Source organism: Pseudomonas sp. TWR1-1-3 (assembly GCF_049896805.1).
In the GTDB taxonomy this organism is placed as follows: Bacteria; Pseudomonadota; Gammaproteobacteria; order Pseudomonadales; family Pseudomonadaceae; genus Aquipseudomonas; species Aquipseudomonas bubulae.
Window position 1 is genome coordinate 425523 of record NZ_JAFCUZ010000003.1, and the last position, 15697, is coordinate 441219.

Consider the following 15697-nt stretch of genomic DNA (forward strand, 5'->3'; position numbering starts at 1 on the left):
GCTCCCTCTCCCCCCGAGAGAGGGCTGGGGTGAGGGCAAGAGGCTTACACCGTATTACTTCTGCGTCCCGTCATCATGCAGCAGGTTAGCCTGGGTCAGGTTGCTGCCTGCCGGTACGCTGCGGGTCAACCATACGTTGCCACCAATGGTCGAACCCTGACCAATGGTGATACGCCCCAAAATCGTCGCTCCCGCATAAATCACCACATCATCCTCAACGATCGGATGGCGTGGATGGCCTTTTTGCAGCTGGCCCGACTCATCCGCCGGGAACCGCTTGGCACCCAACGTCACCGCCTGATAAATCCGCACACGCTCGCCGATAATCGCGGTTTCACCAATCACCACACCCGTACCGTGATCGATAAAGAAACTGCGGCCAATCTGCGCGCCGGGGTGAATGTCGATCCCCGTGGCCGAATGGGCGATTTCTGCGCTGATGCGCGCCAGCAACGGTAACCCGGCACGGTACAGGTGGTGCGCCAACCGGTGATGAATCACCGCCAGAATCCCCGGGTAGCACAGCAACACTTCATCGACGCTGCGCGCCGCCGGGTCGCCGTGATAGGCGGCCAGTACGTCTGTATCAAGAATGCTGCGCAAACCCGGCAATGCCAGGGCAAAGTCCTGAATCAGCAAGGTCGCCGTCGCATCCACTCCCTCATCCGGCAACCCGCCCTGACGCGCGACATAACGCAACTCCAGCCGGGCCTGGGTCAGCAACGCATTGAGGGCTACGTCCAGGGTGTGGCCCACGTAGAAATCTTCGCTCTCTTCACGCAGGTCCACCGGGCCCAAACGCATCGGAAACAAAGCACCGCAAAGAGCTTCAAGAATATCGGCCATTGCAGCACGCGACGGCAGCTCGCGACCGCCCTGTTCGCCACTGACGCGGCCGTTTTGCGTACGCCACTGGTTTCGCGCCGCGCGCAGTTGGCAGACGATGGCCTGCAATTGCCAAGGATTGGAACGATCACTCACGATGAATACTCCGCACGCTGGCGGCTGGATCAACCAGCCGCGAATAGGCAATGATTTTACGGTATCAAAACGTTTGCGACTCCGGCAATCAAGCCTTAACGCCGGCGCCAGAGGCGCCAACCCACCACGGCGCAGATCAACAGCAGCAACCCGCCCAAAATGGCCATGCTCAAGCCGTGATAGCTGAATAGCGGCTTTTCGATGCGAATGTACCCGGGCTCGGCAAATAACTCGCGCAGTGCGGCATTTGCCTGCTCCAGGTTAATGGCCTGCAACTGCCGGGCAGGGTCGGCAAAACGGCCTTCATCGTAGTCTCCCAGCGAGGCCCAGTAGTAATCGGCCAGCGCACTGCTGCCTTGCACCGTCCACGCCTGACGGGAAATGGCCGTTTGCTTGAGTCGGGCAAACACCTGCGGATCCAGCCCGTCCTTGAGCAGCCGTGACGTGAGTTGCTGCATCACCTCACGGGCCCTGGGCACGTTCTCGCGTTCAAGATCCGCATTCAGACTCAGAAAACTCACGCCGCCAAACACCTCGCGCTCAGCCCAGGGGCCGTAAGACAAGCCGTGCTTGAGCCGCAGTTCGCTGTACAGCGCCCACTCCAGATAATCGCGCAGCAGGGTCCAGGTTTCATCGGATTGCCCTTCGATAACCGGTTCGGGCAGCAACCAGTGCAGGGTTGCCGTATCGCCCACCACACCGCGCACCAGCTCGCGCTCTGCGTCGGCCTTGGCATCGATGGCGGCGAGGGGACGGTGCTCGCTGGGGTCAACCGGCTCGAGGGCACCGTAGGCTCGCTCGAGATAAGCTGGCAAGAAACGGTCAAGGTCGCCGACGATAATCAGCGTCATGTTGTTGGGCGCGTACCACTTCTGGCGTACAGCCTCTAGCTGCTGGCGGGTAAGGTCATGCACTTCGGCCCGCTCGGCGCACTTCAGGCCCAATTCGACAGCCAGCTGGTTGCTGGCGCTGTGGCCCAGATCCTGACGGTCCAGCCAGCGCTGCAAGTGCGAATAATGGCCGCCGTCTTCGCGCTCGACCACCTGTTTGGCGTCGCTGATACGTTGTTCGGTCAGCTGGGTGCGGGTCAGCAACCCCAGCAGCAGGTCGAGAATCTTGCGCTGATTTTTTGCCGGGGCCTCGATTACAAAGGTGGTATCGGCGCTGCTGGTAAAAGCGTTCCATTCGCCCCCCAGCGCTTGCATGCGCTCCTCCAGCCCCCCTTCACCGGTGTCGTCGATGCCGCTGAAGAGCAAATGTTCCAGCAGATGGGGCAATTGCTGATCGGCGCAGGAAAAGTCATCCATACCCACCCCCACCACCAGCCGAATAGCCACATGATCGCGATCGTTGTTGGGTTTGAGGATCAGTTGCAGACCATTGGGCAGTTGATAGCCCTCAACGCTGTAGCGATCCACGGCAAAGCCTTGGGCAGCGCCAAGCAGCAAGCAGATAAACAGCAGGCAACGCATAAAAAATCCCTGAATTCTCGAATCCTTGAGCCCGTGCAGCTTAGTCGCTGCATAACGGCTGACAACAGCCCGACGTACAACGTTCAAGGCGAATGTTGCGTGTCGGCTGCGTCATCCAGCTCCAGGGCCCCGGTTTCAGAGGTCTCCAGCACCACGTAGGCGCTGCCGCAAAACAGCGAGTTAAGGCGTTTCATGTCCGCGATCAGCTCCAGATGCATAGAACTGGTCTCGATACTTTGTGTGACTTTACGCTGCAAGCGACTTACGTGAGCGTGGGCCAAACGCCGCTCCTGGGCGCGAAAGCGGCGTTTTTCACGCAGCAATTGGCGGGCGTTCTGCGGGTCGGAATTGAGAAACACCGTCAGCCCAAGACGCAAATTATCGATCAACTGGGTTTGCAGGCCCACCAGCTCCTCCAGCCCTGTTTCTGAAAATGACCGGCGCTGGGAGGTTTTCTGCTGCTGGACTTTGCGCAGCATGCGTTCGATTACATCACTGGCAAGTTTGAGGTTGATCGCCAGTTCGATGATTTCAGCCCAGCGCCGACTGTCCTGCTCGCTTAAATCCTCCCGAGGCATTTGTGCCAGATAGAGTTTTACCGCGCTGTAGAGCACTTCGACTTCATCGCTCAACGTGCGCATTTCCGCGGTGATAGCCGTTTGCTTGCCGCGTAGAACGTCGAGCATATTGACCAACATGGTGTCGATCAGGTCGCCAATGCGCAGGGTTTCGCGCACCGCATTGGCTAGCGCCAGGCTCGGTGTATCGAGGGCGGCGGGGTCCAGGTGGCGCGGTTTGGCGACACCGTTGGTTTGCTCGCGCTCAGGCAGCAGCCAGGCGCAAATGCGCGCCATCAGGCCTACTGTCGGCAACATCAAGAAACAGCGGGCGGTGTTGTAGAGCAGATGGAAGCCGATCACCAACTCCTGGGCGCTATAGCTCAGGCTGTCCATCCAGGCCACCAGCGGGTCGAGCACGGGCATGATCAACAACAGGCCGATCAGCTTGTACAGCAGGCTGCCCAATGCCACCTGCCGGCCCGCTGCGTTCTGCATATTGGTACTGAGAAACGCCAGTATGCCGCTGCCGATATTGGCGCCAATCACCAGGCCGATGGCCACATGCAGGCTGATAACCCCCGCGCCCGCCAATGTGGCGGTCAGCAGCACGGCTGCCAGGCTTGAGTAAGAAACCATGGCGAACAGGGCGCCAACCAGGGCATCGAGCAGAATATCGCCGGTCAACGAAGCAAAAATCACCTTCACGCCCTGAGCATGGGTGATGGGTGTGGCGGCTTCGACAATCAATTGCAACGCCAGGATGATCAAGCCCAGGCCAATGCCCACCCGCCCCAGTTGCCCGGCACGGGTTTGCTTGCGGGTCAAAAAGAAAATCACACCCAGAAAAATCAACAGCGGCGACAGCCACGACAGGTCGAAGGTCAGCACCCGCGCCATCAAGGCCGTACCGACATCGGCACCGAGCATGGTGGCCAGCGCGGGCGTCAGCGCCATCAGCCCCTGGCCGACAAAGGAAGTGACCAGCATGGCCGTGGCGTTGCTGCTTTGCACCATGGCGGTAACCACGATCCCCGCGACAAAGGCAAACATGCGCCTGGAGACGTTTTGCCCGATGACATGGCGCAGGTTGGTACCGTAGACCCGCAAGATGCCGGTTCGGACGATATGCGTGCCCCAGATGAGCAAGGCCACGGCGGAAAGCAGATTGAGCAGGGTCAGCATGCTGGCTCCCTGTGGTAGATGTGTCTAAGGATCAGATAGCTGCGGGCCGTTCCTACAGATGTTTCTTAAGATGTAGTCGGCAATTGAGCAGAGCGCCAGCATCGCATAGCAGGGGCAGGGTTGAAAGATTAATACCTCGTAGCAGCTGCCGAGGAACGAAGGCTGCGTCCGGCTGCGCAGCAGTCGTAAAATCGGCGATTGCGGTGTGTCAGGCACACCATAGGCTCAGACTTTACGACCGCTTCGCGCTCGAACGCAGCCTACGTTCCTCGGCAGCTGCTACGCGATTGCTGTGTTACAGCGTACTGAACAGCGGGAATGTGCCCAGCAGCAGCGCGGCGACCATGATGCACAGGCACACCAGAATCGCCCACTTGAGGGTGAAACGCTGGTGATCGCCAAACTCGATACCGGCCAGGGCTACCAGCAGGTAGGTCGAGGGCACCAGTGGGCTGAGCAAATGCACTGGCTGGCCGACAATTGAGGCACGGGCCATTTCGGCGGCAGTGATGCCGTAGTGGCTGGCCGCTTCGGCCAATACAGGCAGTACCCCGTAGTAGAACGCATCGTTGGACATGAAGAAGGTGAAGGGCATGCTCACCAGCGCGGTGATCACCGCCAGATACGGCCCGAGCGCAGGCGGAATCACGGCCAACAGGCTTTTGGACATGGCATCGACCATCCCGGTGCCCGACAGGATGCCAGTGAAGATACCCGCGGCAAAAATCAGCCCAACCACTGCCAGGACACTGCCAGCATGGGCCGCTACACGGTCTTTTTGCTGTTGCAGGCATGGATAGTTGACGATCATCGCGATACTGAACGCGACCATAAACAACACGGGCAGAGGCAGCAGGCCAGCAATCAGCGCGATCATCAGCGCCAGGGTCAATGCACCGTTGAACCAGATCAGTTTAGGTCGACGTGCATCCGGATACTGCGACACGCTGATTTCGCTGTGGTCGACTTCATCGCCGTGCAGGTGCAATTCGCCCAGACGCGCACGCTCGCGCTTGCCGTAGAACCAGGCGATGACCAGGATCGCTGCGCAGCCGGCGAGCATTGCCGGGATCATCGGTACAAAAATATCCGAAGGATCGACGTGCAGCGCACTGGCCGCCCGTGCTGTCGGGCCGCCCCAGGGCGTCATGTTCATCACGCCGCCGGCCAGGATGATCAGGCCGGCCATGATTCGCGGGCTCATCCCGATACGGCTGTAGAGCGGCAGCATGGCCGCTACGCAAATCATGTAGGTGGTCGCGCCGTCGCCATCCAGGGACACCACCAGCGCCAGCACCGCCGTGCCCACCGAGATTTTCAGCGGATCACCCTTGACCAGCTTGAGGATCTTGCGCACTGCCGGGTCAAACAGACCGGAGTCGATCATCAGGGCAAAGTAGAGGATGGCGAACATCAGCATCACCCCGGTAGGGGCCAGCTTGGTGATGCCTTCGAGCATCATCGGGCCGATTTTCGGGGCAAAACCGCCGAAAACGGCAAACAGGATGGGCACCAGAATCAGGGCGATCAGGGCGGAAAGACGCTTGGTCATGATCAGGTACATGAATGTAATGACCATGGCAAAGCCAAGGAAGGTCAGCATGAAAGTCACCCTTATTGTTGTAGTAAGGCGCTGACCGCGGGTTGTACGCGTGGCAGGCCAACCGGTCTGTTGCCGGTAATGACTCGATGCTAGAGAGGGAAGCTTTCAGCCAGCTTTCGCTGGCAAAAGTTCTTACAGAAGGGAGAGTTGCATAAATCTTTGTAGCAGCTGCCGAAGGAACGAGGCAGCTGCTACAAAGAGCGGGATTTAATCCAGCTTGAGGACTTTGGCCAGGACGATTTTCGGACCTTTCATCTTTTTGATGATGATGCGCAGGCCTTCGACTTCCAGTTGTTCTTCTTCGGCCGGAACCCGCTTGAGGGTGTCGTAGATCAGGCCCGCGACGGTTTCGGCTTCAACGTGGTCAAGGTCCACACCCAGCAAGCGTTCAATCTTGAACAACGGCGTGTCGCCGCGCACCAGCAGCTTGCCAGGCTGATACGACAGAATGCCGCGCTCGGCCTTGCGGTGTTCGTCCTGGATATCACCCACCAGCACTTCCAGCACGTCCTCCATGGTCAGGTAGCCCACCACCTTGCCGTCAGCTTCTTCAACCAGGGCAAAGTGCGCGCCGCCCTTGCGGAACTGCTCAAGCAACTGACTCAGCGGCATATGCCGCGACACCCGCTCCAGCGGTCGGGTCAGTTCTTCAAGGTTGAAGGTTTCGGGCAAGTGGTCCAGGTCGGCCAGTTCCAGCAGCAGATCCTTGATGTGCAGCAAACCGACGAAGGTGTTGGTGTCGGCATCATAGACCGGGTAGCGGCTGAATTTGTGGCGACGGAACAGCGCCAGGATGTCCTTGAGCGGCGCCTTGGAATCCAGGGTCACCAGGTCTTCGCGGGAGTTGGCCCAGTCGACCACTTCCAGCTCGCCCATTTCCACGGCAGAAGCCAGCACGCGCATGCCCTGGTCGCTCGGATCCTGGCCACGGCTGGAGTGCAGGATCAGCTTGAGTTCTTCACGGCTGTAAGCGTGATCGTGATGGGCACCGGGCTCACCCTGGCCGGCAATACGCAAAATCGCGTTGGCACTGGCGTTGAGCAGGTAAATCGCCGGGTACATGGCCCAGTAGAACAGGTACAGCGGCACGGCGGTCCACAGCGACAGGGTCTCTGGCTTGCGGATGGCCCAGGACTTGGGCGCCAGCTCACCGACCACGATGTGCAGATAGGAAATGATAAAGAAGGCGGTAAAGAACGATACGCCCTTGATCACTTCAGGCGACGAGACACCGATGGCGCCCAGCAGCGGCTCCAGGATATGGGCGAACGCCGGCTCGCCGACCCAGCCCAGGCCCAGCGAGGCCAGGGTGATACCCAACTGGCAGGCAGACAGGTAGGCGTCGAGCTGGTTATGCACGGTGCGCAGGATCTGCCCGCGCCAGCCGTTGTCTTCGGCTATCGCCTCAACCCGGGTGGAGCGCAATTTGACCATGGCAAATTCGGCCGCAACGAAAAAACCGTTGAGCAAAACCAGGATCAAAGCAAAAAGAATCATGCCGAAGTCGGCGAAGAGTGTCGCGAGGGTCAAGCCAGGGGAAGGGTCCATGATGGAGTTTTACGGGTTCCGTCGTTACAGATAGGGAGGTATGGCCAAACAATGTAACGGCTGATGTAGCCCTTGCCTAGTGGGAAAGGGCTACAGGGCCTAGTCAATAAGTGTCTTTGGCTGGGGTTTTGTCACCTGGCCCGGTGCGAAATGGCAGGTGAAGGTGCTGCCGTGTCCCAATACGCTGCTGATCTCCAGCCGCGCGCGGTGGCGCAGCAACACATGCTTGACGATCGCCAGGCCCAGCCCGGTGCCGCCGGTGCTAGCGTTGCGGCTGGAGTCGACACGGTAGAAGCGTTCCGTCAGGCGCGGCAAATGCTTGTTGTCGATACCCACGCCCGAGTCCTGCACGCTCAAGTGGGCGCCCGCGCTGTCTGCCCACCAGCGAATGCGTACGCTGCCGCCATCGGGGGTGTATTTGACGGCGTTGAACACCAGGTTGGAGAACGCGCTGCGCAATTCGGCTTCGCTGCCCTTGAGCGCGCAATCGGCTTCCACGTCCAGGGTGATCGTCTGGTTGCGCTGACCGGACAACGCCTGGGCGTCGCTCTTGATCGAACGCAGCAAGCTGTCGATGGCCACCGGCTGGTTATCCGAGGGGTAATCCGTGGCCTCCAGCTTGGCCAGCAACAGCAGGTCGTTGAGCAGGGTCTGCATGCGTTCACCCTGTTGCTGCATTTGCGACAGGGGGCGCTTCCAGCGCGGGTTTACGTCGTCGACGTTATCGAGCAGGGTTTCAAGATAGCCACAGATCACCGTCAACGGCGTACGCAGTTCATGGGACACGTTGGCGATAAAGTCTTTGCGCATCTGCTCCAGTTGATGAATGCGCGTCACGTCGCGCACCAGCATCAGGTGTTCGTTGTTGCCGTAGCGGGTGATATAGAGCTGGATGCGCAAGTGATCGTTGACCGGCGAGGGGATATCCAGCGGTTCGCCATAATTACCTTGCTCGAAGTATTCCTTGAAGCGCGGGTGGCGTACCAGGTTGGTCACTGGCTGGCCGCTGTCCTGTGGCGTCTTGAGACCCAGCAGGGTCTCTGCGGCAAGGTTCCACCACTCCAGGTTGCCGTCACTGTCGAGCATGATCACCGCGTCCTTGAGCGCCGCCGTGGACTCTTGCACGCGATCGATCACCGCTTGCAGTCGCCCGCGTACGCGCTGGTCACGGCGCTGCAGGTGGTAGATGCTGTCGAACACCTCGCCCCACAAACCGTAGCCATCGGGCGGTGCTTCGTCGGGTTTGTGCTGGCGCAGCCACTCGTGCAGGCGCAGCAACTGCTTGAGGGTCCAGCCCAGATAGAACGCCAGGCCAATGGCCAGGCTCCAGCCGTAATAGCCACTGATCAGCCCGACCAGCAGGCAGCCAGTGACCAAAAGCAACAAATGACGGATCAGAGTGCCATGCCAGTTTTGATTCACGTCGCGCGAGTCCTTGCTTGCCGCTGGATCAGTGAGAGCCGGTATCAGGCCTTGGTGGAAAACCGGTAACCGGTACCACGCACGGTTTGTACCAGATTTTCGTAAGCCTCACCGAGCGCTTTGCGCAAGCGGCGGATATGCACGTCCACAGTGCGCTCCTCCACATACACGTTGCCGCCCCAGACCTGGTCCAGCAACTGGCCCCGGGTGTAGGCGCGCTCCTGGTGGGTCATGAAAAATTGCAGCAGGCGGTATTCAGTGGGGCCCATTTCGGCAGGGGTGCCGTCGATGGTCACGCGGTGGCTGATGGGGTCGAGCAGCAGACCGCCAATCTCGATGGGCGATTCGGCATCGGCCGGGCCGGCGCGGCGCAGCACAGCCTTGAGGCGGGCGACCAGCTCACGGGGGGAGAATGGTTTGGTGATGTAGTCATCCGCGCCCACTTCCAGGCCCTGGATCTTGTTGTCCTCTTCACCCTTGGCCGTGAGCATGATGATGGGAATATCGCCGGTCAGCTCTTCGCGCTTGAGGCGTCGGGCCAGCTCAATGCCCGACGTGCCGCCGGGCAGCATCCAGTCGAGCAGGATCAGGTCCGGTTTACGGTCCACGATAATGGCATGGGCATCCTGGGCATTATCGGCTTCAAGGCAATCGTAGCCCGCCATTTCCAGGGCCACGGCGATCATCTCGCGGATCGGCGCCTCGTCATCAACGATCAAAATGCTCCTGCCAACCATGCCGTAATCCTCTCGTCATTAAACTGTCTTGTGGCGCATTAGATAACGCAATTATTGCAGTCGTGTGACAGCTTTGGGGATGGGCGCGCGCTAACGGTTCGTGAACTACGCTTTAGTCTCAAATCGTACAACCACAAAAAGGACGATTCCAATGACATCTAGCTCGTTTTCCCTAAAGACATTGTTGCTGGCCGTAGCCTTCACCTTGCCCGGGTTGGCGTATGCGGCTGAACCGGCGATGACCAAGGACGGCATGCTGGTCGACCACAAAGGCATGACCCTCTACACCTTCGCCAAGGATGCGGGCGGCAAATCGATGTGCAATGACAAGTGCGCCGCCAACTGGCCGCCGCTGGCAGCCGAGAGCACAGCCATGGACATGGGCAAGTGGGCGGCCATCAAGCGCGATGACGGCCACATGCAATGGGCCTATGACGGCAAACCGCTGTACACCTTCGTGATGGACAAGAAAGCCGGTGACATGACCGGTGACGGTAAAATGGACGGGGCGTGGAAGGTGGCCAAGCCATAGGAAGATCAAAAAAACCCTCACCCTGACCCTCTCCCAATGGGAGAGGGGACTAAAAGCAAAAGCAGATGTACGCCTCACTGAAGATCGGCTCCCTCTCCCTCCGAGAGAGGGCTGGGGTGAGGGGCTCTTGATCTCAGGCAAAAAAAAACCTCGCCTCCCTGTCACAGGGGGCGAGGTTTTTTATGACGCTGTCTTAAACCGCGCTGGTCGACTGCGGACGACGCACGTCCGGCTGCTTCCACGATTCCGCCGCAGACTCATCGATAGCCTGCTGAATCGCCTTTTTGCGATGCTCTTCGGCACGGCGGCTGAAGAACCACACCATAAAGGTCACCAGTGACACTGCCAGCAAAATCAGGCTGGCCACGGCGTTGATCTCAGGTTTGACCCCCAGGCGCACCGCCGAAAACACTTCCATCGGCAAGGTCGTCGACCCCGGCCCCGACACAAAACTGGCCAGTACCAGGTCATCCAGCGACAGGGCAAAGGACATCATTGCGCCGGCCGCCAGGGAGGGCGCAATCATGGGAATGGTGATCAAAAAGAACACCTTCCACGGCTTGGCGCCCAGGTCCATGGCCGCTTCTTCGATCGACAGATCCAGCTCACGCAAGCGCGACGACACCACCACCGCCACATAGGCCGAGCAGAACGTCGTGTGCGCGATCCAGATGGTCACCAGGCCACGTTCTTGCGGCCAGCCAATCATCTGCGCCATCGCCACGAACAGCAGCAACAGCGACAGACCGGTAATCACCTCTGGCATGACCAGCGGCGCCGTCACCAGGCCGCCAAACAGCGTGCGACCCTTGAAGCGGCTGATACGCGTCAGCACGAACGCCGCCAACGTACCCAGTGCCACCGCTGCAATCGCCGTGTACAGGGCGATTTCCAGCGAGCGCATCACCGAACCCATCAGTTGCGTGTTGTCCAGCAGGCCCACGTACCACTTCAACGACCAGCCGCCCCACACCGTCACCAGCTTGGAGGCGTTGAACGAGTAGATCACCAGAATCAGCATCGGCAGGTAGATGAACAACAACCCCGCGACCAACATAAAGCTAGAAAAACGGAAGCGATTCATATCTTGCCCTCCAGCTCTTTAGCCTGGCTGCGGTTGAACAGAATGATGGGCACGATCAGGATCGCCAGCATGACCACGGCAAGCGCAGACGCCACCGGCCAGTCACGGTTGTTGAAGAACTCTTGCCACAGCACTTTACCGATCATCAGGGTTTCCGGGCCGCCCAGCAGTTCCGGGATCACGAACTCGCCCACCACCGGGATAAACACCAGCATGCAGCCGGCGATAATGCCGTTTTTGGACAGCGGCACGGTGATCTTCCAGAAGCTGTTGAAGGTGCTCGACCCCAGGTCTGACGCGGCTTCCAGCAAGCTGGTGTCGTGTTTCACCAGGTTGGCATACAGCGGCAGGATCATGAATGGCAGGTACGAATACACAATGCCGATATACACCGCGATATTGGTGTTGAGGATCTGCAGGGGTTCACTGATCCAGCCCATCGACATCAAGAAGCCATTGAGCAGGCCGTTGTTGCTGAGAATGCCCATCCACGCGTAGACGCGGATCAGGATCGCGGTCCAGGTCGGCATCATGATCAGCAGTACCAGCACGGTCTGCATCTCTTTACGGGCATTGGCGATGGCATAGGCCATCGGGTAACCGATCAGCAGGCACAGCAGGGTGCTGAAGAAAGCCATCTTCAGGGAGCCCAGATACGCGGCGATATACAGTTCATCGTCGCCGAGCATGGCGTAGTTGCCCAGGTTCAGCAGTACCTGGATTTTCTGGTCAACGTAGCTATAGATCTCGGTATACGGCGGAATCGCGACGTCCGCTTCCGCGAAGCTGATCTTCAGGACGATAAAGAACGGCAGCATGAAGAACAAAAACAGCCACAGGAATGGAATCCCGATGACCATATGGCGGCCACCGGGGGTTATTCGTTGCAGTCGGCGTTTGAGTTTTCGCATGTTCATGAGCGCAATACCACGCCGCTGTCGTCTTCCCACCACACGTAGACTTCGTCGTCCCAGGTCGGGCGGGCGCCACGGCGTTCGGCGTTGGCCACAAACGACTGCACCAGCTTGCCGCTCGGCAGCTCGACGTAGAACACCGAGTGCCCGCCCAGGTAAGCGATGTCATGCACCTTACCGCGCGACCAGTTGTATTCGCAGGTCGGCTTTTCGGTGGTAACGAGCATTTTTTCCGGGCGAATCGCGTAGGTGGTGTGCTTGTCTTCCACCGAGGTGCTCACGCCGTGACCGACGTAAATGTCGTTCTCCAGCTCCGGGCACTTGATCCGCGCATAGCCTTCAGCGTCATCGACCACTTCACCGTCGAACAGGTTGACGTTGCCGATAAATTCACACACCAGGCGGCTGACCGGGGTTTCGTAAATGTCGATCGGGCTGCCGATCTGGGCAATCCAGCCCAAATGCATGATCGCAATACGCTGGGCCATGGTCATGGCCTCTTCCTGGTCGTGGGTCACCATCACGCAGGTCACGCCGACGCGCTCGATGATCTCAACCAGTTCCAGCTGCATCTGCGAACGCAGTTTTTTGTCCAATGCGCCCATCGGTTCATCGAGCAGCAGCAACTTCGGGCGCTTGGCCAGCGAACGGGCCAGGGCAACACGCTGGCGCTGGCCACCGGAAAGCTGATGCGGCTTGCGCTTGGCGTACTGGCTCATGTGGACCAGCTTGAGCATCTCGCCCACGCGGGCATCGATCTCGGCGGTCGACATCTTGTCCTGCTTGAGGCCGAAGGCGATGTTCTGCGCCACGGTCATATGCGGGAACAGGGCATAGGACTGGAACATCATATTGATCGGCCGCTCATAGGGCGGCAGGTCGGTGATATCGACACCGTCAAGGAAGATACGACCCTCTGTTGGGCGCTCGAAACCGGCGAGCATGCGCAGCAAAGTGGATTTGCCCGATCCCGATCCGCCGAGCAGGGCGAAGATTTCGCCCTTGTTGATTTCCAGGGACACATCGTCCACGGCAATCGTCTCGTCGAATTTCTTCGTGACCCGGTCGATTTTGACCAGCACCTGCTTAGGTGTCTGGTCGCCCTCGAGGGCTTTCTTATAGGCGCCGGAGGCAACAGCCATTACGTAACTCCCAACAAATTTAGCAGCCCGGCCTTGATGGCCGGGCCTTGGATAGGTGGTCTGGCGAGATTACTTGCCCGTCTTGACCTTGGTCCACGTACGCGTCATCAGACGCTGTATTTTCGGGGGCAGCTCGGTTGAGACGTATGTCTTGTCCAGCACCGCCTGGGTTGGGTAAACCGCTTCGTCGGTACGAATGGACTCATCCATCACCTTGTCGGCCGCCGGGTTAGGGTTGGCATAACCGACATAGTCACTGACCTGAGCGATCACTTCAGGCTTGAGCAGGTAGTTGATGAATGTGTGGGCCTCCTTGACGTTGCTGGAATCCTTGGGGATGGCCAGCATGTCAAACCACAGGGCGCCGCCTTCCTTGGGCACGATATAGGCGATGTTCACGCCTTTTTTTGCATCCTCGGCACGCGCCTTGGCCTGGAATACATCACCGGAAAAACCAATCGCAACGCAGATGTTGCCGTTGGCCAGGTCGGAGATGTATTTGGAAGAGTGGAAGTAGGTGACGTATGGACGCACCGACATCAGGACTTCTTCAGCTTTCTTGTAGTCCTTGGGGTTGGTGCTGTTGGCATCCAGGCCCAGGTAGTTGAGTACGGTAGGCAGCATTTCATCCGCCGAATCCAGGAAAGCCACGCCGCACTTGGTGAGCTTCTTCATGTTCTCGGGTTTGAACACCGCATCCCAGGAGTCGATACTGTCGACGCCCAGCACTTCTTTGACTTTATCGACGTTGTAGCCAATGCCGTTGGTGCCCCACAGGTAAGGCACGGCATATTGATTGCCCGGGTCATTGGCCTGCAGGCGCTTGAGCAGGGCCGGGTCGAGGTTGGAATAATTCGGCAACTGCGCAAGGTCGAGCTTCTGGAACGCACCCGCCTTGATCTGCTTGCCCAGGAAGTGGTTAGACGGAACGACCACGTCATAACCGGTACGCCCGGCCAGCAGTTTGCCTTCCAGGGTTTCGTTGGAATCAAAGACATCATAAATCGGCTTGATGCCGGTCGCGGCTTCAAAATCAGCCAGCGTGTTCGGCGCGATATAGTCCGACCAGTTGTAAATGTGCACTGTGGGTGCCGCTTGTACGCTGACGGCAAGCGTCAAACCAGCTCCGACCAGCAAGGTCTTGCGAAACAGAGATATAGACACGTGATGGTCCTCTAAATAGTTGGGCCTGAGTTGCCCGCGTCATACGGCAGTCGAACCGCCAAAGACAAAACCGGCGCGCAACTTACCCTCGATAAACCTGCACAGCAAAGTTTTCCGCGAATAATTGCCCTAACACCTTGTTTTTCCGACCATTGCGCCGGTTTTTGTGAAACCGGAAGGCATCAGCCCTCCGGTCTCAATCGCAGCCTTCGGCAGCGGCTACAAGGGGCGAGGCGTTATTTACCGGACTTGATTTTGGTCCAGCTGCGCGTCAGCAACCGCAGGGTGGTCGGTGGCAAATCGCTGATGGCGTAGAGCTTGGCCTTCACTTCATCGGACGGGTAAATGCTCGGGTCGCCCGAGATATCTTTATTCACCAGCGGCGTTGCAGCCTTGTTACCGTTGGGGAAACGCACGCTGTTGGTGATTTCGGCCATCACTTCAGGCTGCATCAGATAATTCATCCAGGCATAGGCGGCGTCGACGTTCTCGGCATCCTTGGGAATGGCGACCATGTCATAGAAGCTGCCGGCACCTTCTTTAGGGATCGCGTACTTGAGCTTGACCTTGTCACCGGCCTCTTTGGCGCGGGAAATGGACTGCTCAAGGTCACCCGAGTAACCCACGGCCACGCAGATGTTGCCGTTGGCCAGGTCGGAGATGTACTTGGAGGAATGGAAGTAGCCGACCGAAGGGCGAATCTTCAGGAACAGCGCTTCGGCTTCAGCCAGTTGTTTCTTGTCTTGCGAATCGGTCGGGTAGCCCAGGTAGTGCAGGGCGGCCGGGATCATTTCGGTCGGCGAGTCGAGGAAGCTTATGCCGCAGCTTTTAAGCTTGGCAGCGTTCTCCGGCTTGAACAGCACGTCCCAGGAATCGATGGTGTCCACGCCCAGCGCGGCCTTGACCTTCTCCGGGTTGTAGCCGATGCCGATGGTGCCCCACATGTACGGGAACGCATGTTTGTTGTCTTTGTCGCTGGCATCGCCAACGGCCTTGAGCAACGCCGGGTCGAGGTTTTTCCAGTTGGGCAGCTTGGACTTGTCCAGCTCCTGGTAAACCCCGGCCTTGATCTGCTTGGCCAGGAAATTGTTGGAAGGCACGACGATGTCGTAGCCGGACTTGCCCGCCAGCAGCTTGGCCTCAAGGGTCTCGTTGCTGTCGAACACGTCGTAGACCACCTTGATACCGGTCTGATCTTCGAATTTTTTAACCGTGTCCGGTGCGATGTAATCGGACCAGTTGTAGATGTGCAGAACCTTGTCTGCTGCTTGAGCTGCCCCGGCCATCACACCCATCAAGGAGAGGGCGAGAAGGGTCTTGCCAGCTTTTTTAAAACCTGATGCCTTCATCTGTAAT

At 58.8% G+C, this 15697-nt stretch carries 13 protein-coding genes; 1 reads left to right on the forward strand and 12 read right to left on the reverse strand.

Going from position 1 to position 15697, the window contains the following annotated elements:
- Positions 1-54: 54 nt before the first annotated feature.
- The 7 genes from epsC to phoB form a co-directional block, all read right to left on the reverse strand.
- Positions 55-981 (reverse strand): serine O-acetyltransferase EpsC, encoded by a 927-nt coding sequence (gene epsC, locus ACP7BE_RS14845; RefSeq protein WP_094999627.1) that lies wholly within the window; start codon positions 979-981, stop codon positions 55-57.
- Positions 982-1076: 95 nt separating this feature from the next.
- Positions 1077-2453 (reverse strand): M16 family metallopeptidase, encoded by a 1377-nt coding sequence (locus ACP7BE_RS14850; protein WP_426106332.1) that lies wholly within the window; start codon positions 2451-2453, stop codon positions 1077-1079.
- An 83-nt stretch (positions 2454-2536) separates the two neighbouring features.
- Complete coding sequence (locus ACP7BE_RS14855; protein ID WP_094999625.1) at positions 2537-4195, reverse strand: Na/Pi cotransporter family protein; 1659 nt, start codon at positions 4193-4195, stop codon at positions 2537-2539.
- Positions 4196-4490: 295 nt separating this feature from the next.
- Complete coding sequence (locus tag ACP7BE_RS14860) at positions 4491-5798, reverse strand: CitMHS family transporter (protein ID WP_094999624.1); 1308 nt, start codon at positions 5796-5798, stop codon at positions 4491-4493.
- A gap of 207 nt (positions 5799-6005) precedes the next feature.
- On the reverse strand, positions 6006-7346 hold the full coding sequence (locus ACP7BE_RS14865; RefSeq protein WP_094999623.1) for a hemolysin family protein: 1341 nt from the start codon (positions 7344-7346) through the stop codon (positions 6006-6008).
- Between the two features lie 99 nt (positions 7347-7445).
- Complete coding sequence (gene phoR, locus ACP7BE_RS14870; protein WP_094999622.1) at positions 7446-8768, reverse strand: phosphate regulon sensor histidine kinase PhoR; 1323 nt, start codon at positions 8766-8768, stop codon at positions 7446-7448.
- Between the two features lie 44 nt (positions 8769-8812).
- Positions 8813-9505 (reverse strand): phosphate regulon transcriptional regulator PhoB, encoded by a 693-nt coding sequence (gene phoB, locus ACP7BE_RS14875; RefSeq protein ID WP_094999621.1) that lies wholly within the window; start codon positions 9503-9505, stop codon positions 8813-8815.
- A gap of 151 nt (positions 9506-9656) precedes the next feature.
- On the opposite strand from phoB, the gene ACP7BE_RS14880 reads away from it, so the two are divergent.
- Positions 9657-10037 carry a COG4315 family predicted lipoprotein gene (locus ACP7BE_RS14880; protein ID WP_426106335.1) on the forward strand — a complete coding sequence of 127 codons (381 nt, stop codon included), beginning with the start codon at positions 9657-9659 and terminating at the stop codon, positions 10035-10037.
- A 193-nt stretch (positions 10038-10230) separates the two neighbouring features.
- Here the strand turns inward: ACP7BE_RS14880 and ACP7BE_RS14885 are convergent, their stop codons facing one another.
- The 5 genes from ACP7BE_RS14885 to ACP7BE_RS14905 form a co-directional block, all read right to left on the reverse strand.
- Entirely contained in the window at positions 10231-11121 is an 891-nt protein-coding gene (locus ACP7BE_RS14885; protein ID WP_016782811.1) for an ABC transporter permease subunit, read from the reverse strand.
- Positions 11118-12038: an ABC transporter permease subunit gene (locus ACP7BE_RS14890; RefSeq protein ID WP_029611643.1), complete on the reverse strand. Its 921-nt coding sequence runs from the start codon at positions 12036-12038 to the stop codon at positions 11118-11120. The genes ACP7BE_RS14885 and ACP7BE_RS14890 overlap by 4 nt, the downstream gene beginning before the upstream one ends.
- The gene (locus tag ACP7BE_RS14895) at positions 12035-13177 is read right to left on the reverse strand and encodes an ABC transporter ATP-binding protein (RefSeq protein ID WP_094999618.1); all 1143 of its coding nucleotides are present in this window, start codon (positions 13175-13177) and stop codon (positions 12035-12037) included. Before ACP7BE_RS14895 ends, ACP7BE_RS14890 begins: the two co-directional genes overlap by 4 nt.
- 69 nt (positions 13178-13246) lie before the next feature.
- Positions 13247-14341: a polyamine ABC transporter substrate-binding protein gene (locus tag ACP7BE_RS14900; RefSeq protein ID WP_094999617.1), complete on the reverse strand. Its 1095-nt coding sequence runs from the start codon at positions 14339-14341 to the stop codon at positions 13247-13249.
- Positions 14342-14577: 236 nt separating this feature from the next.
- Positions 14578-15690 (reverse strand): polyamine ABC transporter substrate-binding protein, encoded by a 1113-nt coding sequence (locus ACP7BE_RS14905; protein ID WP_095017910.1) that lies wholly within the window; start codon positions 15688-15690, stop codon positions 14578-14580.
- Positions 15691-15697: the final 7 nt, after the last annotated feature.